Source organism: Vibrio sp. Vb0937, from assembly GCF_033338855.1.
In genome coordinates this window covers 1-18,943 of sequence record NZ_JAWOTK010000009.1, presented here as the reverse complement: position 1 = coordinate 18,943, position 18,943 = coordinate 1, and the positions used below count along the sequence as shown (strand labels likewise).

The window sequence follows — 18,943 nt, the reverse complement described above, 5'->3', positions numbered from 1 at the left end:
AATAAAAAGAATGCACATGATGCCAAACCATAGGAGCAGGTACGTAATACAGCTTGAGAGCTACATTCCTAGCTTGGACTTTATATACATATTTGAAAGGTATGTGTTTGGATCAAGCTTAGTTAGCATATTTATAATCTCCAAAACACTCGAATACTCAATACGTTCCTCTTCAGCATGCCCGATCCCACCTATTGTAAAATGAGTAAAGCGGTAATCACGATAAACGTTTTGCAGCTGGCTAGAAATATCTTTGAGTAATCTTTTACTGAGGGCGAATGCAGGGTATTCACTACTTTCTGAAAGCTCTGCTGTAGAGCCAATAGATACAATATTGCATTTATCGTTAAGTGAACCTAAAGCGTTAAGCTCATTGACTAAATTAAGATACCCAATCGGGCCAACATTCATAAACTCAATCAGTTCGTTTGTTGTCAATTCTGAAGACTCTCCCCACATCGACGCCAAATAAACTATGATGTCAAACTCTACACCTTTGAAGCACGTGTAATCTGGTTTTTTATCGGGATCAACGTCAATACAAACAGAAGCGACTCCCTCCTCAACTAGCTTTGATCTAGAAATCGCATAAATTTCTGTACCCTGTAAGTTCGTAGCCAAGAACCTTCCTAGCCCCTTACTACCTCCAACGATTAAAATCTGCATAACCCTATTCCTTGGTTAAGGCTGTCTTTCATATTATCCGCCAAACTGTTCATTAGGCACCACTTTAACGTTTCTATTGCCCTACTTAGTTCTATCTTCAATTTCATCGAATGGTTCAACTGAAATACGCTCTGCAATTTCACTCATCTTCTTCATTTTTTCTGGGTTACTAGTTCCCCAAAACCGCTCCCAGTCTTCACGTGTTCGCCACTTGGCAATAGTTAAAACCTTTTCCGGTACATCGTAAGAACGAAGCATAAAACTACCAAGCGCCCCATCTACTGACTCATGAATTGAATCTGTCGTCGAACGCCATATATTTTGAAACTCATCCATTTTTTCACTTGGCACACGCCATTCATACACAACTCTAAACATAACACTTCCATTAAAATTTCTAGATTTAATACGGCAAAGCATTAAGAACACTAAGCCAGGTTAATAGATGAATAAAGCAACATAGTAGAGCGTAGAGCAATCTAAAAAACAAAGCGTAAACGCTCTAAATCACTCCGATTCGATTAGTCATGCACACATTCAAAGATTTCGTATTGCCGTTTAACATTGGCTGTTACTTTTCCCCAATGTGAGGCTTGAACTCTTTCCTGATGTTGTTTAAAAGAGGCTTTGTCGACGAACTCCTCATAGACATCAAAACGAAACGGATTAGTCGAGCTTTGAGTCACAAGAAAAGTAAGGCAGCCCGACTCTTCTAACGTGAGCCTTTTGTGAATTATTAACTCATGTTTTACTAATTCTAAATCCTTTTCCGGAACTAAAATAAAGCCTTTCAATGTTACTTTCGACATATCATCCTCTCACCCCTGTAACCTTTCGTTCAGAAGTAGCCAACACGCCCTCAATCTCAACCTTCATATCGCAAATGTGAATCTCACCATGAATTAAATGCCACGTGTTAGGAATCTATTTCTAATGCCCTATCGACTTACGAGCATAAGGTTATCTCTACCCTTTCTTTGCCTTTACCGATGTTCTTGCGTTTTAATTGAATTTGGCCGACTTCTGATGTGCGCTTTAAGTGAGTGCCACCGCAAGGCACTTGCGCAAACCCATCCACTCTCCAATACCTTCTTTCACTCTCTTGATCGGAAAAGTCACTAATAATAACTGAATCAGAGTTAATCAAATCTTGCACATCAGTTTCAATTTCTTTCAATAGCGGGCCAATACTTTCAGACCACTCGAAATCTATGCGACTCTTATTTTCAGAAATATGCGCGCCTATCTTAACAATGCCTTCCCGACGCTGATAAAACATCTCGAGCACCACTTCAGCCGCAAAGTGTAGCTTCATTAAGGCATATCTACGCTTCCAATCAATATTCGTAGTTACAATGTCACCAAGAGTAAAATTTGGAGAGGATTCCAATGTGTAAATAAGTCGAACACCTAACTTTTGAGCAATCAAAACCGGAATACCATTAATCGTTCCTTTATCACTCTCTTGGCCTCCAGACTCTGCAAAGAAGATAGTCTGGTCCAATTCAACCTTATTTCCGTCTACATTGGTCACTCTTGAGTTAAGTTCTGTTTGGTAGGGATTAACCCAAAACAATTTCTCGCTCATGCTGCTATCCTTGCAGTAAGTCCTATCCGTGATAGTACATTCTGTGACCACCAAGTCAATTCAAGAAACCTCGCCGTCAAGTGTAAGGCTGTGTATTGAGTACGAGCAGGCTAGATCTATTAGATGCTTTTAAGGCTGGGTACTAAACGCTGTCCAGGGGTTTAGCTAACAACCCGTAAATTGCTGAATCTGAGACTACTCCATTCACTTCCCAACGCTGCCTAAGGAAACCTTCCTTTATAAAACCTAACCGTTCCAAGACTTTACCTGAAGAAGCATTGTCTGGATCTATCTCAGCCTCGATTCGACGTAAATTCAGTGTTTTGAATGCGTGTTCGATTAATGCAGTTCCCACCTCTAATACAATGCCTTTACCCCAGAAATGACGACTAACGCCAAAGCCAATTTCTGCGCGCCTAGACTCTTTCACGTGATTAAACAGCATTATCTTACCCAGAAGTTGGCCATTGCTCTTTAGGAAGATGCCTAGTGTCACTTCTGTATTGCTATTCATGGCCTGTGTACTCTTGGCTATAAATGTCCGCGCTTCTTCAATTGAAACCCAAGGGCCAGAGTTCCAATATTTCATGACCTCATGGTCTGAGAAGATGTCAAACAATTCGCTTGCATCATCTTCAACTAGCTCTCTTAGAATTAATCGTTCCGTTTCAATCTTTGTTACTAACATTTTGGAGCCAGCCTTTTGGTTTGTTATTGGTGACGAAAATCCAATAAAAGTATGAGACACGTAATACAAATGATTTCGTATGAGACTTTTAAACAAGCTCAACGCACGGCAAAAGCGCCACGTGTAACGATTCTATATTGAAGCAAATTTTAGACATTCAAGTGCGTCAACAAGTAACCGCTGAACGCATCAAAGCTTGGGGTGAGTTGATCATAAGTCCTAAACTCAGGCTCAAAATAGTCCATATACTTTATTATCGCTTAGTGACGATTTCCTTCAGTACTCTGGCTGGGTTGCCACCAACAACGACATTGTCTCCAAAACTCTTTGTAACGACTGCGCCAGAGGCTACCACCACGTTGTTCCCAAGTGTTACGCCGGGGTTGATTACGGCATGGCCACCTATCCAACAATTGTCACCAATGTTTATGGGCTTTGCTAGCTCTAAACCACTGTTCCTCTCGATAGGATCTAAGGGATGAGTCGCAGTATAAATTCCAACTTGAGGCCCAAGTAAACAGTTATCACCAAACTTAACTTCCGCAACATCCAAAATCACACAACCAAAATTAGCGTAGAAATTATCTCCAACGTGAATGTTGGATCCGTAGTCGCAATTGAAAGAAGATTCAACATGAATATCGTCACCTGTTGTGCCGAACAAGTGCTTAGTTATTTCAACTCGCTTTTGTTTATGCTCAACAGAGGTAGCATTCAATTTTTCAGTTAGTAACCTAGCGCTCAACCTTAACTTTAATAACTCTTCATCACTTGGGTCATAAAGCTCACCTGCTAACATTTTCTCTTTTTCTGACATAAAACTTGGACTCCAATACCAATTTTCTTACAACGCTACATTAAGTATGTGAGTAACGCTACCACCTAAGCAAGGCTGCTCCACCACGAAAACAAAGCCCGACTTGAACGCAAGTCCTCAGCGCTATCAATTTTTTCAACAAACTAGTGCACTACCACCACCGTTCTCACTAACTTATCACCGAGCCGTTGCCTCTTTTTACCAAGAATGAAAATTGAGTCAATAAAACCTAAGAATGGAGTAATAACATTTCGAAAGAGCGACTGAAAAATATTGCACTTTTTACCCGTTCTTGCACTTATAACTGCAATGCCCAAAAGTTTTTTACCCACACTTTGACCATTTGGTAAACAATCAGAAAAAAGGTAATACGATACAGTCGCAGTTACTGCTGTAGCGCGCACAAGCTCTTTTTCAATACCGATTTCTAAGCCGACCCATAAAACGAGAGTAAAAATGCTAAAACTGACAAAAAGATCAATCATTTGTCCAACACACCTAACTCCCGGACTAGCCAAAACGTAATTTTCTAGAGTAAATTTTTCTGCATTTTTCATTTTAAAATTTGGACTAACAATTGTTTATTTGTGAACTAACGCTATTGAGACAGTAACATCCCCACTAAACCTAATCCATACTTCCGCAGAGCACGGTCGAACCTGATTTTGCTATCTTTTCAATATATTACCAAGCTCGTTCTAAAGGCTAGATTGGTAATACTTCAACATCTCTTCTTGATTAAGCGCTTTACTTTCTAACTTTTGTTGATCTTTAAAGATTTGAGCTAATGAAGGGAGAATTGAGCGATTTACTTTATAGTCATCAGACCAAAGTTTCCCTCTCATCACCGCTTTCGCACAATGAAAGTACATACTCTCTATGACTATTTTGATAACAACCTTAGGATCTTTACTTCCATCGGGGCAAGCAGATATCAAGTTGAAGTCGGTGTGAATACTTGCGATTCCTTTAATACGGAGCACTTCATCAATACCATTTACCATCAATAACAACCCTACCTTGGGGTTACTAATGATATTTTTTAGACTATCTATACGATTGTTCCCCGAGCTATCAGGGAGCAACAATGTTGATTCATCTAAAACTTTTACGAAGCCAGGCTCCCCTCCTTTAGGAGAGAGATCGATATACCCTTGTGAATCAGCGGTACTTAGAACTGCAAAATGGCAATTATTAATTAATGTAATCGCATGAACATCCAGCACAGGCAGCGCTTTATTTTTAGCTCTCGCACTTGGCTCTGCGTAAATTTCTTTTAACTGCTCTATTGTTTTAATTTCACTCATTCAATGTTGTTCCTTCACTATCGTATAATGCTTTGCTTGTAAGCAAGCAGTAACTCTGACTTCTTGTATAGGCACTAGACCTAACTCATCGTAAAAATACTACGAGTACAAGTTATCTCTTTAATGCCTTGTTACCTAAAGATTTAAAGTTTTTCACTAAACTCCCCACACTGCTTACACTTATAACCATGCTTGTAAAAAAACAGTGGAAAACCCAGTAAAATAAAAACTAAGAAAGCTGGGCGTTTACCTTTTGTAAATACAAATAGATCTTTACTACTACATTTAGGGCAAACGTCTTTTTCTTCATCAACGTCAACTTCATTTCCCAATGATTCTGAGAAATCGCTACTAAGTATTTGTTTCGCATCTTCTGCATCACTTTCGGCCACCATCAGACGGACGCCGCCTATTGCATTTGAATAAAGACACTGAGTATTTACCGTGTGCTCGTCAGCGATGTAACTTTCTATTCCGACACTATCTAGGCTTGCTCTCGCAATATGCGCTTCATGAGGAAAAGAAAACCTTGCTACTACAATCACATATTACTCCTTGTGGGAAAACGCGCTCGTAAGGTATAAGAAACGCTAATTGGAAGTGCCATGTGTAGTATTTCTTTTTGAACAATTTATTAGCCCACTACAGACTAATACATATACCCTAACCAATCTATATGACCAACAGCCCAAGTTTTACCGCTGATAGGTTTAACATATAAATCATCTAGTTGCTCTACAGCGACACCGTAATTTTTATGTTCGTGAACTCGCAACCAAGAACTTAGAGAGTTAAGACGCATATAACCATTAGCCACATAAAAACGCTCCAAATCGGAGACTAAAATGATGAAGTCGACATCTTTAGTGGACGCATACTCGCTGAGTTGAGACAACATTTTTGTGCCAATACCTTGTCTTTGAACTGTGCTCTCGACACAAAAGTCACTCACACCTAATACTTTATAAATTTCATCACCAACGCGAACAGCTCTGTAGTCTAATCCCATGTAACCAACTAACTGATCACCTTCGTAATTCAGAACTCTCATATGCGGGAGTTGCTTATAGTAAGAGCGAGTAACTTGGTGTTCAGGAAACGACTTGTTTCTAAGAGCTTCAATTGCATTATGCTGCGCTTTAGATAACTCGATTTCTGGGTAAATATCCATATTTGACCTTTGAGTATTAATGACCTTTTGGTTACGATCCCTGTCGTTGAGTTTAACTCCGAGCGTGTCCTAACCTTGTGGGACATTGACAAATAACATAGAGTTTCTCAAAACACTACTTACAACATTTTTACTGCAAACCAATCGAAGTTGCTTAAGAACAAACACTACTTCATAGCAATGCCTACGGACCAAGCATTTGCAGCTTCTTACCCACACCCTATTCCGCCATCTGGAATTATTTTAATTACACAACGTGGGTACTCAATGTTGGTAAAAGCATTTACCGATGATTTTTCATGGCAAGTCCAAGAACAATTGGCAGATGCATATTTCGAAGCACAGAGAGTACTATCATCGGCGGAGCAACTATTAAACCAAGCTAATTTGCTAGTTCAACATGACCAACGAATTAACAACTTAGAAAAGGCTCAGTTAAATACACAAGCTCACATTTCTAGAACAAATGCCGAAGTTACAAAAGCCAATCAAAAAGCCGACGATGCATTTAAAGCGGCAAATGCTGCATTAGAGCATAAATTTGGAGATAAGGATTACTACACAGTTATCGCTTATTGTAACTCTAAAAATATCCCAATCATTCTGACCTTAGCAAAAGCTAAAGGGTTGGAAGCTAGAGCTTACACCCAAAAAATTGGAGGTAAGATCAATAAAGTTCCTGATGAACGTTGGGGACAAGTAAATGCGTATCATATTGCAGTTTTAGACCACGTTTTTAAACCGTGATTTATATCGGGAGTCCTCTGCTGAGGGCTTCAATTCCCCGTAATAAGGCTAACGCCCAGCTAAGGGGTGAGCAACGCAATACAAAAGCCGCCGCAAGCCGCCTTAATCACTAAAATCAACGCATGGTGAAAATGACACGCGTTGCGAATCCCTCTTGAACAGTTTGTTATGTGCGTACTTACGTTATGCACCAAACTGTTTTATACGCTTAGCGCCAATAAAAACTGATACTTACTTTGTTGAAGTAAGTCTAAATGGCGCTCAAACATGGGTACGCCATTGGATAAAGAAAGGTGGTAGACGAGTCCATTACCGACATACACCCCAACGTGTGCTCCGTATGAGTCAGTAAAGTCGTTGTACATCATGATATCTAGCGGCTTAAACTCAGTGACCACCTCACTAAACTCCGAGTCATCCCACCATTCACTAGAACGGTAGTTAGGTGGATTTAGACCGAAGTCTCTGAGCAGGTTATAAGCAAAGACCTGACAGTTAGCTCCAAGCGTTAAGTCTGAATCATCTTTGCAACCCGGAATGCGGGATGAAACGTATCTTACATTTTTGAATCTGTCGGGAATATCCATTTCCATTTTCTCCCAAAGCACATAACGCCCTGTTAAGGGGGTGAGCAACGCAATACCAATGCCGCCGCATACCACCTTAATCACTTAAACCAACGCATAGTGAAGATGCCACGCGTTGCGAATCCCTCTTGAACAGTTTGTTAACTGAGCGCATTTCAGTTTTCGCCGATTTTTCAGCCACTTTCGCCAAAGCTCGTTTTGCTAATTAATGATTAGCAAAGCTAACTCAAATATGTGTTTAACAAAAAAATTACCGTTGATCTTTAGTTTGAAATGCGTCTCACAACACCATACTTCGGCGATGTAAGTGCGCCGAACTAATCGCGAACGCCTTATATTATTAGAAGGCTTTATGCCGCCTTTCACATCAGTAAACTTAAGTACCAAACTGAAATTAGTCGCATTACCTCAGCTAAGGAAACCGACCGAACACGCTAAACCTCCGAACCTAGAAACCGTATCAATGTGCTTTCGTATTTTCTGTGCCAGTTAACGCCGCATTAAGGTGTGAGCGACGCTTGGCTATACTTGAGCGAAGCGAAACTGCCAAGCGTTGCGAATCACTCTTAAATGCTTTGTTAGCACGCTGTTGAAAGCGACTCGAAAGTCAATCCATATTCATGTTTCGATACGTGAGACTGAATAATATCTGTGGTTGGGCAATGTTTTGTAACTAAAGCTATGATTTCTTCTTTTTTGTTTTCTGGCACCCTGCACCCAATGATAACTTCCTTAATTTGAGATTTACGAAAAGGCATTAAGCCGACGCCTTCGCCATAAGGAGGTCTCACGAATCGAACCTCATCTTCATATGACCACTCTTTAGACTTTGTATAAAATTGCTTTGTCATTAAGTCTTCACGAGCTTGCTGATTCATCAGAGTTCTCCCTACCTTAGCCTCTGTGTACAACCAGTCGCGTTGCAAAAGACAAATTTCAGGATACTTCTCGGTGTACTCAACATCATAACCAACACCAAATTCAACGTCATATGGCCTCTTTATGTCAAAACCAATACAAATACCTTGATGAGAGTCCGCATAATGGCTCCACATTAGAAGGTTGTCTCGATGTGGCGTCATACATAGTAATCCAGTTTCGGACGCATATGCCTCATCCACCGTTCGAGCGCGATCATAATTATGCCTCATATCTTCCATTGCACGAGGTAATAACTTATTTATATTTTTACGTTTTGCACCTTTCTCAATTAGGTGATTTTTCACCTCTTGTCGGGTAGGCAGTTTATAGCTTGGTAGCCCCTCGAACGGATCGTTCATGCTCATAACAGAAGCAAAGTATACTTGCTGGTCACAAATAATGCTTTTATATGATAATGAAGATAAAGATAGATATTTATAAAGCAATATTTTATTCCTTCCAAAGAGTGCTAACGCCCTGTTAAGGTGTGAGCAACGCAATACTAAAACCGCCGCATATCACCTTAAACACTAGACGCAACGCATAGTAAAAATGCCAAGCGTTGCGAATCACTCTTAAACAGATTGTTAGCCGCTCATTCCCAAAGGTGATTGCTTACTCAACAAGAACTTACGCAAATCTCTCTCTGCACGCATAACAAGAAGAATAAACACTTTGTCACCGTCTTGTTTATAGAAAACACGACATGGATTAACGACAACTTCACGATAACTTAAATGTTCTAGCTCGGGTGGAATACGACCTGACTCTGGGAAAGTTTGTAGGCGTTCGACTTTAGAGAAGATCGTTTGCACTAACTGCTTCGCAGCTACGATATTTTCAAGTGCGATGTATTCAGCGATATCGTTGAGGTCAGACAACGCTGGTTCAGTCCAGATTATTTCAGCCATTTTGACATTTTGTCCTTGGCTTCATCATGACTTACCACTTTACCGTCAGCTAGTGCACGCTCACCTCGTGCAATACCCTCAAGAATAGCTAAACGATTTTGCATAAACTCGTAATCATCAACATCAACGAGATACGCGGACGGCTTACCATGCTCAGTAATTAACACTGGTTCTTTGGTGTCGTGGAGATCGGCGAGGATCTTAGTTGCTTGACGTTTGAGTGATGTAACTAGTTCTACTTTCATGAGAGCTGCTCCAAAGGAATACTAAAAGTGATACTATTCTATCACTTTTAGTATAGCAAGCTCCATGACGGCTAACGCCTTGTTAAGGGGTAAGCAACGCAATACCGATGCTACCGCATGCCACTCACTAAAGCCAACGCATAGTAAAAATACCACGCGTTGCGAATCCCTCTTGAACAATTTGTTATGTTTATTTTTTAAAGAGCTTACCAAATGTCTTTTTTAAATGGTCGTCTAAGTGTGCTTGAACTATTGTCAGCCCCTCTTCTGCCGCTACGTCTAACAACGCATCGTAATCATTTAATTCGTTACAGTTTTGACATTTTATTAAGTCCCCTGAAGAAAATTCCTGATCGGGTTCCCCCTCTAATGGGCAGTCACAAAACAGACATTTAAGTTCAACAGTAAAGTTGCTGTCATCCATTATTAAAACTCCATCACTTTAAGACCAAGCGTCGCTAGCGCTAGAAGAAAGCCTAGAACAACAAAAAGCCCCTTGTGTTCCTCTATGTAATCTGAGGTTTTCTTCAAAAACGACCTGTTTGCCTTAAGTTCATCCGAACGCTTTTTAGAGCGAGCAACACCAATTCCTTTAGGTGTTATTTGTAATCCGTTGTACTTACCACCACCTAAATACGCATGCTTAAGCCATTCATGCGCTAAGCACTTGTCCGCCGCTTTTTCTAGTTGTTCAAGAGTGGACTTACCTTTGTTAACCTCGTTAATCTCTTGAACCAATTTTTCGTCTATATCGAGATGAACGGTTTTATATGTATGACCATGCTCTTCCATATGGTCGACAACATTATTTAATAAAGCATATTCAGGCATCATTCCTCCGATAAACATAACGCCGCATTAAGGTGTGAGCAACGCTACCACGAAACTAAACCTTACCACCGTAAACACAAAACCCAACGATGGAATGAAAAATGCCAAGCGTTGGGAATCACTCTTAAATGCTTTGTTATAAATCAAACACACTAGAACGGTATTTCCTCATCCCATATAAAGAACTCAAGGCGCAAAGAATCTATAAGTTTTCTGATATTTTTCATATCAGTAGCGGTCAATTGCCCATCGCTACCTCTATTTTCGATACTCTTCAATAATGTTTCCAACTGATCGGTCGTTTGTTCTACAGCTAACCGTTTCTTTTGTTGATCTTTTTCAAGATTCCCGTGCTCGGATTGCATTGAAAACAACTGGCTTTTAGTTTCTGACAGTTCAGCAAGTGACTTCCGTTTATCTTCAGCAGAGTCCGTAACTAACTTTGAGTATCTTTCTTTTAAGGCAATAAATTCATTATTTCGGGCTGTTCTTTGTTCTAGCCAATTATCAATGTCCTTGTCTTTTAGCTTTTGTAGATACGTCTTATCTGACTCTATCTCGGCAATTACAGTTTCCTTTTTCTGTGTTGCTAACTTCTTTGCCGTTATATTTCTCTGACGATTTCGATGAAAATTGATTAGACCATCATTAATGAATTCATAAAACATATTTAGCAAAGGAAGAACTAATAGGTACGTGACCGCAACTAGTAGAGGAAGTACGAAGTCATCAATTAGCCCCCAACTTTTTCCTTTAACCATCTCAATTTTTGTTGTTGAATCTACGAGCAGAAACAGTGATACACCATTAATGTTTAGCACTGTCCAAGCAAGTACAAACGCCCCTACAACAGGAATTTTAAGCCTAGATGTCGCATTATCTTTTATAGACTTAACAATATCTTTCATTCTTCGATGAATCCTCAATTGATTTATAACGCCGCATTAAGGTGTGAGCAGCGCTTGGCTATACTTGAGCGAAGCGAAACTGCCAAGCGCTGCGAATCACTCTTAAATGCTTTGTTAGGCTTTGGCTGCCTTCAGGTCCTTAGCCTTAAACCCAATTACACCAGATTTATAGCTTCGAGTACCTTTCACAAACACGTTTCGTACAACAAAGCCGGCCATAAAGTCTTGTTCCGTGACTTTTACTGTTTGTAGAACTTCAGTTACCGTCGACTCAGAGCGATTCACAATTTCAAAAACATACATACCAGATTGAACGCCGCCAAATCTTAAACCCCACGTTGGCTCTTCAGTCTTTCGGCTAGATTGTTCCCTTAGTGAAAAAAACTTACCCTGCCCTATTAATTTCCAACGACGCCCCTCTTTTGCACCACTTAGCTGCACCAATGGTTTTGACGTAGAAAGAGAATAATCGTCGTCCAAAATGATACCAATTTGACTACGGTGATATGCAGGCGTCGTATACACAAGAAGATCACCAGATACTCCATCGTTATATTTGTGAGTTGCTACCCACTGCTGATTCTGTGGGAAGCGAGTATTTGTAGGACTAGAAAATGGAATAACTTCATAAACATTAACCGTCTTGTTGTAACGAGCAACATTAAACAGGTCATCACCAATGGAAACCATTTTTTCGCTATTATCGATCGACATTTCAGAGTGGAAACCAGTTGTTAACTGACCTTCGAAAGCTGGTTTTTTGACTGGAGTATCAAGCTTAGAAGTATGGACGGAGTAGACACATCCTGATAATAAAAAGCTTGCTATAAGTGAAGTTAAAAGTTTATTAAGCATTGTTTCTATCCGAATTTACAACAAATTTTGGCACATCGTACCATGATAAATAAATGAATTGCTTAATTACAAAGCCTAACGCCCTGTTAAGGGGTGAGCAACGTAATACCGAACCTGCCGCAGACCACCTTAAACACTAAAACCAACGCACAGTGAAAATGCCACGCGTTGCGAATCCCTCTTAAACAGTTTGTTAGCTGAAATTCTAGTTCAACGATCAAGAGAGAAAACCTACAACTTCCTGCCAGTTATGAAAGTAGGATTGTTTTCGAGGGTTCTTTAAATAACCAAAAGTCTCACAATTACTTTTCACATCGCCTTGGTTGACTATCCAAGTATTGAACTTAGCAACAGCTCGAAACTCCTGACTACCGTCAGCTGCATCAACCGTAACGTGTGTATGCTTAGGTTTATCAACTACAACGAGGAAGTCGAAATCATATCCATTCATTTTAAACGTTGAGTTATGACTTGTTCTAAATTTCACTTGAAGTTTACAACTCTTACCATTGATGGGATTTACGACAAGCAGATCATAACCAGGCATGTTTGGACTAGCTAGCGAAACAACATAACCAAACTCGAGCATAAGGTAGCCCGCTATATATAGCTCTGCCCCTTCACCGTGAATTGCTGCCAATGCTTTTTTATGCCTTAAATCCGTTTCCCCAAATACGTGAGGTTGACCATCTATAGTTTTTCTTGCCCAATTTAGGACAGCATAAAGACTCTTTCTATCACCACTTGCAGCTAGTTCTTCACATTTGTCATCGCAAGTAACAATCTGAGCACTATATTCATCAAACGTATCATATCCAGAATATCTGCTAAGCCATAATTCAACTGGTGTTCCTTTATAGGAATAGCCCGTTAATTCACGATCATAGATAATTCCGTGCTCACCATCATTTTGTGAACTTGTAAATATCATAATGTTCCCGTTTCAGCTAACGCCCTGTTAAGGGGTGAGCAACACAATACTGATGCCGCCGCATGCCGCCTTAAACACTAAAACCAACGCATAGTGAAAATGCCACGCGTTGCGAATCCCTCTTAAACAGTTTGTTATGAGCGTACTTACGTTGCCCACTTACCAGACAAAAAGTTTGAAACAAACGAGGATAAGCGCAACTGTGATAAGGCCAACCCAACCGATTGTTCGTGTTATTGTTTCCGGTGATTGTGTATTGAAATGAGGAAATAAAATGGCCCCAAAAGATAACAGTGGCACAAAACCGTATAATTGCCCCATTTGTGATGACGTGCCCAAAGGGAAAGGCGGAACAAACAAATACAAAATCGTATACGCAATATAGGCAAGCATTGCAATACCAGCTTCCTTTACCGACGTATCACTTTCTCCATACCAAAAGTAGAAACCCACAATGACACAAAAAACAGCCATACTGATCAACAGAACTATTCTCCTAATTACCCTTTAGCTCATAACGCCGCATTAAGGGGTGAACAACGCCACCACCAAACCTAAACCATTGTGTCGTAAACACTTAAGCTAATTAAAACCAAAACTGCCAAGCGTTGTGAATCCCTCTTGAATGCTTTGTTAGTTGCCAAACCTAAAGCTTTGATTTGAAGCCGATTACCGTTTTGCCAACACTTGCTTTACGTATGTTGGAAAACTCAAATCAGGCGCAGTTTCAAAGCGCCTGTCACTGAAACCACTTGGAATTTACAACGCCGCAGAAAACGGACTTTGAACACCAAACACACCTTTTGGAACGACAATGCTGCAGAGCAGGCTTTCAACACGCTAATCAGCTTCTGAAACAGAAAGCCCAAATCGCGCAAGGAGCCAAAGCACGATTTCCACAACACCTAATAACTAATAACTAGAAATTGAAATACGAAAACCTAGCCAGAAACACACGGACATTAGCCCGAAACATTCTGCTTTAGGTACCGTTTTTCTCGTTGGCAACTAACGCCGCATTAAGGTGTGAGCGGCGCTTGGCTATACTTGAGCGAAGCGAAACTGCCAAGCGTTGCGAATCACTCTTGAATGCTTTGTTATGTGCGCGCTAAACGGTAACGCCTTACCGTACCCTCACTCTCATCTGTGTAGTTACCGAGGTATTCACCACCACAGTTTTCAATGACCTTTTGAGATGCAGGATTGTCAATTGAGCAAGTAACAATAACTGAATCAGTGACAACATGGTCTCGCACCCAAGCAAGCAGAAATGAGGCTACACCCTTACCACGAGCTGACGGTCTAGTTTCGTAGCCGACATGACCAATGATATTTTCTACGTTGGCATTAGTACCTTTGCGAACTCGGATTGCACCTAAAATTTCGGAGTTCGATACACAATAGTAAGTTGTACTAGGTAAATATCCCTTTGGTAACTCGGAGATTGCCTTTGAACGTTCGACCAAACCTGACAAATAAGCTGTCGGATCTTGCTCCACACCCGAATATTTTGGAATACCCGATTCTAGGCATTCTTTCGCATAACTCGCTAATATTGGGGCCAAATCAGGGTTGGCCTCTATCACTTCCATGTCAATTTTCCTCATAAGCACATAACGCCGCGTTAAGTGGTGAACAACGCCAACCACCAAACCAAAACCTTAGTACCTTAAACACTAAACCTGACCGGAACTGAAACCGCCAAGCGTTGTGAATCCGCCTTAAACGCCTTGTTAGCTGATGATACTTTCACCAAACTCAATTTGAGCTTTATAAAACTTTAACTCAATGTAACGATCATCTACCGTATTAATGACCAAAGAACAAAGATCGTCCTGAAAACTGAAATTAAGCAAAAGACTCGGTACCCCCAAGTGTTGTTCAAAATCATCAAACGCAGTGGATTCCCATCTTCTACTCTGCGCCTCCAACCAGGAACTAATTGTTAGAGTGTGCGATTTAGTAACCGACTTTCCCTTATGCATAAAAGAATGGAAAGTAAGCTGCATTTCTTTACTTATAGAGTCATAACTGAAACTAGATACAACTTCATCTGCAAAATCTACATTATTGATATCCATACTAATCTCATGCACCAGCTAACGCCGCATTAAGGTGTGAGCGGCGCTTGCCTATACTTTGAGTGAAACGAAAACGGCAAGCGTTGCGAATCACTCTTAAATGCTTTGTTAAGCGTACTTTTCGCTATACATTAATACAGCTTCCCGTGGGGATTGCCTCTAAACGTTCTCCGAGTACTCCTTTTAGCAGACCATAAGCCTTCTTACCTGTGCAGTGCCCTGTATACAGTTTATCAATGGGGTATTGTAACAATGCGCGACCAAGGTCTTTGATGTCTTGCTTAGTCCCACCGATACTATCGAATAGTGGCAACCCAACTAGGTGAAAGCCCCCAACGACTGCTTTAACTCTCTCACTCGGAAAATAGCTAACAGCAGTGTCAACCATATTAAGAACTCCACTATGAGCACAACCAGTAAATATAACTAAACCGTCGTGCTCTTTTATCACTAGTAGTAATTCATGGTCAAATGTATCGGGTTCCCATCCATTTTGAGATTGCGTATATAGATACCGGTTCCCTTTTGGCTTTTCGTGTTTGGTACTTATATCAGTAATAACAAATACATTAGGCGCAATTTCAGTTGTTTGGTTAACGAATACGAGCCGCTCATAGCTGTCTTTTAGTAAATCTGTATTGATACCAACATCATTTTTGAAGCCATAAGCACGAAAATAGTAGTTTTTTTCTTCGCAATCTTTCAAAAACACGTTGGCTTTAGAATTGTGAGAAACAAAATCTACAGCACCATTACAGTGATCATGGTGCCGATGCGATATAACCGCAATATCAACGCGTTCGATATCAACACCTAGTAGAGGCGCATTTTGACAAAACGTATCTCCTCCAACCATATCAAATAGTATATTCAATGATTCAGTTTCAATATGTAATGATAACCCACGCTCAACAGCCAAATCTTGCCTACCGTCCAGCCGAGTGTTATCCACTAATGTTGTTATTTTCATAGTTTCCTTTAGACATCGGTTCCGATGTGTACGCTTAACGCCGCATTAAGGTGTGACGACGCTTGGCTATACTTGAGCGAAGCGAAACTGCCAAGCGTAAGGAATCACTCTTAAATGCTTTGTTAGAAAATTTATTCCTCGTTAAGAAATGGTTTTACGTGCTTGTTTACAAAATGGTTAGGCTTCCAACCTACAGCTAGTTTGTCAGTAATTAGTGTGTCTGCTATTGACAAAGCCGAGCCAGTAAATGGCTCAAAAGCAGATATCATTGAGCCCAAAGCATACCTTATTGTTTTTCCGGGGGTTCTTTCCAACCAGTGCTGCCCACCCAACTCACTTAGGTATTCAGAAACCACGCCAACATCAGGATTAACTCCAACTGTCCATTTTTTAAACCTGTCAGATTTTTCTAATAATTTTAGAAATTCTGAAAATGATCGTCTATCAGAGTCTATTACTTCCTTCACTGAAGGAAAGTCATTTAAAACCACATGTTTGAAAGAAGCTAGTTCACTTTTGTTTAACTCAGTCCTCTTAGTTGCCTGAGAGAATTTTATATTAGTCAATTGGGATGAAACTGATGAGCTAAAAAAGTCACCTCCATAATGTGATGAAAGCAATAGATCTGCATGAGATTCCAAAATTTGGTTCAATAAGGTAGCTTGGTTGAAGTCACCACAATTCGGATTAAGGCGCTTTGATTTAAAAGTAATAAAATCAAAATCGATATTGCTGTGTATCTTAAATTTTTCTGTGTTCTTAAGGAAATCAACATTTAAGAACAAACGACTATCAATCTCTTCTTTACCTAATTGATTGGAAACAATCTTTTGAGCACATTGATTAACATACTCTTGGTCTTGAAGTTGTATTCTAGCGCTGCGTGTAATACCATTTTTCACAAAATGGTCACTTGATAGATCATGTTTTGATACTAGATTTAAAAAACGTTCTGCGTATTTCAAAGCTTTCTTTCTATCAAAACCCATTTTTTCAATTCGGTATTGAAGCCTTTTCTTTCGGCTGTGTAACTCCCCTCGCTCTTGATCCCCAACAAACTTTATTGCCGCATACAAAAACTCATTATTGTCATTGTAGGTTGACAGGATTTCTTCCGTATACACCGCAGTTACACATGGTAAAGCAAGTAGCCTCAAGAATAGATCCATGCCTAGTTGAGTTACAAGACCATGAAAACTTGCGTAGTCAATAATGATGTGAATATTTTGATAAAACAATAACGCCTCAGCGATCTCCCCTTTGGTTACGGGAATACCGCTCTCTGAGCGTCTAAGTACAACTTTTTCAAACACCAGAACTCTCCAAATTTTCTAACGCCCAATTAAGGGGTGAGTAACGCAACACCGACGCCGCTGCAAACCACCTTAATCACTAAAATTAACGCATAGTAAAAATGCCACGCGTTACGAATCCCCCTTGAATTGTTTGTTAGCACGCGCCCATAAAGCCTTTGAAACACACCAACGCATTGAAATATAGCACTAAATTTATGGCTTAAAACACTGAAACCAAACGGACAACTGCCAAACTAAAAACAAACTTCAAGACGTAAGTTGGCTAGAAGAAAAACATGCGAAACTGCACTTTTTCACCGCCTTCAATTTAGCAAAGAATACGGGCTTCGAACTTGAACAACAACGACAAAGAAACGCTTGTTTTACCGAAAATTTCTCAGCACCAAAGAAACCACGCCAGAGAAATAGCCCGAAAGTTAGAAACCGTAAACGATAAACTCAAAGCGAAAACTTCACATCTAGTGCCACCGGAGCGAACCTGAAAGGCACATTTGATCAGGTGTAAAGCGAGGAAAAGAAACCAATAAAAACAGAAACTTTTAGCCTTTGATGCCAACCCAGTGCTAACGCCGCGTTAAGGTGCGAACAACGCAATACAAAAGCTTCAGCAAAGCACCGTAGTCACTTAGCTCAACGCAAATCAAAAATGCCACGCGTTGTGAGTCACTCTTGAACGCTTTGTTAGGCTTCTAACTCACGATATAACACTAAGCAATTGTACTCTTTGCCTAATTCTATTTCTGGCTCGAAAGCCCGGATTTGTGTGAAACCTTGTTTGTACCAGAACCTAAAAGCAGGGATGTTTTCCACATAAACATTTAAACCTAGGCGCTGAATCTTTGTATATTCACGGGCTACTGCGATGACACTACTAACAATTTCTGAGCCTAAGCCCTTACCTTTAAAACTCGGGAGAATAGTTAACATTGGGAGCCAAAGAGTACCGTCAGAAGGAGCATGAAATTCCAACTGCACATAACCAACCACCTCATCTTTCTTGGTACTGATTTTTCTTAGGTAAAATGCTTCTTGGTCATCAGGTAATTTTGACCGACAACTTTCATTGATCAGTTTTTCATATTCAGCTAAAGGCCATTCTCTAAACGTTGGATCCAATACCTTTACGTTTGAGTTACTGTCAAAAATTGACTTGGCTAAATGCGCCTCATCATTTGAAAACTCAGAGAAGACCAGATTTTCTGATGTCCAGTGTCGTTTCAGCACTAACAACTTCCTCCTTGAAGCCTAACGCCTTGTTAAGGTGTGAGGCACGCAATACCGAAGGTTCCGCATAACACCTTAACCACTAAAGCCAACGCATAGTAAAAATGCCACGCGTGCCGAATCACTCTTGAACAATTTGTTATACGAATTTTTTCAGTGCCAACACTTGCTGTTCAAAT

The 18,943-nt window shown here is 40.3% G+C and carries 26 protein-coding genes; 1 reads left to right on the top strand and 25 read right to left on the bottom strand.

Features of this window, described 5'->3' with window-relative positions; translation table 11 throughout:
- Nucleotides 1-60: 60 nt before the first annotated feature.
- From R7P67_RS13515 to R7P67_RS13470, 10 genes are all read right to left on the bottom strand, one after another.
- On the bottom strand, nucleotides 61-666 hold the full coding sequence (locus R7P67_RS13515) for a hypothetical protein (protein ID WP_151514848.1): 606 nt from the start codon (nucleotides 664-666) through the stop codon (nucleotides 61-63).
- Between the two features lie 81 nt (nucleotides 667-747).
- Complete coding sequence (locus tag R7P67_RS13510) at nucleotides 748-1,044, bottom strand: antibiotic biosynthesis monooxygenase family protein (protein ID WP_031781322.1); 297 nt, start codon at nucleotides 1,042-1,044, stop codon at nucleotides 748-750.
- A 143-nt stretch (nucleotides 1,045-1,187) separates the two neighbouring features.
- The gene (locus tag R7P67_RS13505; protein WP_158173947.1) at nucleotides 1,188-1,475 is read right to left on the bottom strand and encodes a putative quinol monooxygenase; all 288 of its coding nucleotides are present in this window, start codon (nucleotides 1,473-1,475) and stop codon (nucleotides 1,188-1,190) included.
- 137 nt (nucleotides 1,476-1,612) lie between these two features.
- A complete protein-coding gene (locus tag R7P67_RS13500; RefSeq protein ID WP_005377082.1) occupies nucleotides 1,613-2,254 on the bottom strand; it encodes an alanine--tRNA ligase-related protein in 642 nt (213 codons plus the stop codon).
- A 142-nt stretch (nucleotides 2,255-2,396) separates the two neighbouring features.
- Nucleotides 2,397-2,942, bottom strand: a complete 546-nt coding sequence (locus R7P67_RS13495) for a GNAT family N-acetyltransferase (RefSeq protein ID WP_262653893.1) — start codon at nucleotides 2,940-2,942, stop codon at nucleotides 2,397-2,399.
- A gap of 253 nt (nucleotides 2,943-3,195) precedes the next feature.
- A complete protein-coding gene (locus R7P67_RS13490; protein ID WP_053306980.1) occupies nucleotides 3,196-3,759 on the bottom strand; it encodes a sugar O-acetyltransferase in 564 nt (187 codons plus the stop codon).
- 143 nt (nucleotides 3,760-3,902) lie between these two features.
- On the bottom strand, nucleotides 3,903-4,316 hold the full coding sequence (locus tag R7P67_RS13485; protein WP_021707760.1) for an RDD family protein: 414 nt from the start codon (nucleotides 4,314-4,316) through the stop codon (nucleotides 3,903-3,905).
- Between the two features lie 141 nt (nucleotides 4,317-4,457).
- Nucleotides 4,458-5,066 (bottom strand): pyridoxamine 5'-phosphate oxidase family protein, encoded by a 609-nt coding sequence (locus tag R7P67_RS13480; RefSeq protein WP_262653891.1) that lies wholly within the window; start codon nucleotides 5,064-5,066, stop codon nucleotides 4,458-4,460.
- 143 nt (nucleotides 5,067-5,209) lie between these two features.
- Entirely contained in the window at nucleotides 5,210-5,611 is a 402-nt protein-coding gene (locus R7P67_RS13475; protein ID WP_262653889.1) for a DUF2007 domain-containing protein, read from the bottom strand.
- Nucleotides 5,612-5,715: 104 nt separating this feature from the next.
- Nucleotides 5,716-6,237 carry a GNAT family N-acetyltransferase gene (locus R7P67_RS13470; RefSeq protein WP_031781316.1) on the bottom strand — a complete coding sequence of 174 codons (522 nt, stop codon included), beginning with the start codon at nucleotides 6,235-6,237 and terminating at the stop codon, nucleotides 5,716-5,718.
- 267 nt (nucleotides 6,238-6,504) lie between these two features.
- Here R7P67_RS13470 and R7P67_RS13465 point away from each other — a divergent pair, with 267 nt between their 5' ends.
- Complete coding sequence (locus R7P67_RS13465) at nucleotides 6,505-6,984, top strand: hypothetical protein (protein ID WP_256903275.1); 480 nt, start codon at nucleotides 6,505-6,507, stop codon at nucleotides 6,982-6,984.
- A 200-nt stretch (nucleotides 6,985-7,184) separates the two neighbouring features.
- On the opposite strand, the gene R7P67_RS13460 is transcribed toward R7P67_RS13465, so the two are convergent.
- The 15 genes from R7P67_RS13460 to R7P67_RS13385 form a co-directional block, all read right to left on the bottom strand.
- Complete coding sequence (locus R7P67_RS13460; protein WP_256903274.1) at nucleotides 7,185-7,655, bottom strand: hydrolase; 471 nt, start codon at nucleotides 7,653-7,655, stop codon at nucleotides 7,185-7,187.
- Between the two features lie 494 nt (nucleotides 7,656-8,149).
- Nucleotides 8,150-8,938 carry a DUF2971 domain-containing protein gene (locus R7P67_RS13455; protein WP_256903273.1) on the bottom strand — a complete coding sequence of 263 codons (789 nt, stop codon included), beginning with the start codon at nucleotides 8,936-8,938 and terminating at the stop codon, nucleotides 8,150-8,152.
- Nucleotides 8,939-9,079: 141 nt separating this feature from the next.
- The gene (locus tag R7P67_RS13450; RefSeq protein ID WP_262653885.1) at nucleotides 9,080-9,403 is read right to left on the bottom strand and encodes a type II toxin-antitoxin system RelE/ParE family toxin; all 324 of its coding nucleotides are present in this window, start codon (nucleotides 9,401-9,403) and stop codon (nucleotides 9,080-9,082) included.
- Nucleotides 9,391-9,648 (bottom strand): type II toxin-antitoxin system Phd/YefM family antitoxin, encoded by a 258-nt coding sequence (locus R7P67_RS13445; protein WP_005448240.1) that lies wholly within the window; start codon nucleotides 9,646-9,648, stop codon nucleotides 9,391-9,393. The genes R7P67_RS13450 and R7P67_RS13445 overlap by 13 nt, the downstream gene beginning before the upstream one ends.
- A gap of 190 nt (nucleotides 9,649-9,838) precedes the next feature.
- Nucleotides 9,839-10,072 carry a hypothetical protein gene (locus R7P67_RS13440; protein WP_006958828.1) on the bottom strand — a complete coding sequence of 78 codons (234 nt, stop codon included), beginning with the start codon at nucleotides 10,070-10,072 and terminating at the stop codon, nucleotides 9,839-9,841.
- Nucleotides 10,073-10,074: 2 nt separating this feature from the next.
- Nucleotides 10,075-10,497, bottom strand: a complete 423-nt coding sequence (locus R7P67_RS13435; RefSeq protein ID WP_262653880.1) for a hypothetical protein — start codon at nucleotides 10,495-10,497, stop codon at nucleotides 10,075-10,077.
- Between the two features lie 134 nt (nucleotides 10,498-10,631).
- Nucleotides 10,632-11,387, bottom strand: a complete 756-nt coding sequence (locus R7P67_RS13430; RefSeq protein WP_262653879.1) for a hypothetical protein — start codon at nucleotides 11,385-11,387, stop codon at nucleotides 10,632-10,634.
- A gap of 114 nt (nucleotides 11,388-11,501) precedes the next feature.
- Nucleotides 11,502-12,242 (bottom strand): hypothetical protein, encoded by a 741-nt coding sequence (locus R7P67_RS13425; protein WP_239933178.1) that lies wholly within the window; start codon nucleotides 12,240-12,242, stop codon nucleotides 11,502-11,504.
- Between the two features lie 217 nt (nucleotides 12,243-12,459).
- Complete coding sequence (locus R7P67_RS13415) at nucleotides 12,460-13,173, bottom strand: hypothetical protein (protein ID WP_262656489.1); 714 nt, start codon at nucleotides 13,171-13,173, stop codon at nucleotides 12,460-12,462.
- A gap of 159 nt (nucleotides 13,174-13,332) precedes the next feature.
- Nucleotides 13,333-13,647, bottom strand: coding sequence for a hypothetical protein (locus R7P67_RS13410; protein ID WP_230818582.1), 315 nt, complete (start codon nucleotides 13,645-13,647; stop codon nucleotides 13,333-13,335).
- 623 nt (nucleotides 13,648-14,270) lie between these two features.
- Complete coding sequence (locus R7P67_RS13405) at nucleotides 14,271-14,765, bottom strand: GNAT family N-acetyltransferase (RefSeq protein ID WP_225466792.1); 495 nt, start codon at nucleotides 14,763-14,765, stop codon at nucleotides 14,271-14,273.
- Nucleotides 14,766-14,906: 141 nt separating this feature from the next.
- On the bottom strand, nucleotides 14,907-15,254 hold the full coding sequence (locus tag R7P67_RS13400) for a hypothetical protein (protein ID WP_213870749.1): 348 nt from the start codon (nucleotides 15,252-15,254) through the stop codon (nucleotides 14,907-14,909).
- A 124-nt stretch (nucleotides 15,255-15,378) separates the two neighbouring features.
- Nucleotides 15,379-16,224, bottom strand: coding sequence for an MBL fold metallo-hydrolase (locus R7P67_RS13395; protein WP_262653872.1), 846 nt, complete (start codon nucleotides 16,222-16,224; stop codon nucleotides 15,379-15,381).
- Between the two features lie 131 nt (nucleotides 16,225-16,355).
- Nucleotides 16,356-17,537, bottom strand: coding sequence for a hypothetical protein (locus tag R7P67_RS13390; protein ID WP_262653870.1), 1,182 nt, complete (start codon nucleotides 17,535-17,537; stop codon nucleotides 16,356-16,358).
- A 684-nt stretch (nucleotides 17,538-18,221) separates the two neighbouring features.
- Nucleotides 18,222-18,764: a GNAT family N-acetyltransferase gene (locus R7P67_RS13385; RefSeq protein ID WP_053812759.1), complete on the bottom strand. Its 543-nt coding sequence runs from the start codon at nucleotides 18,762-18,764 to the stop codon at nucleotides 18,222-18,224.
- Nucleotides 18,765-18,943 lie beyond the last annotated feature (179 nt).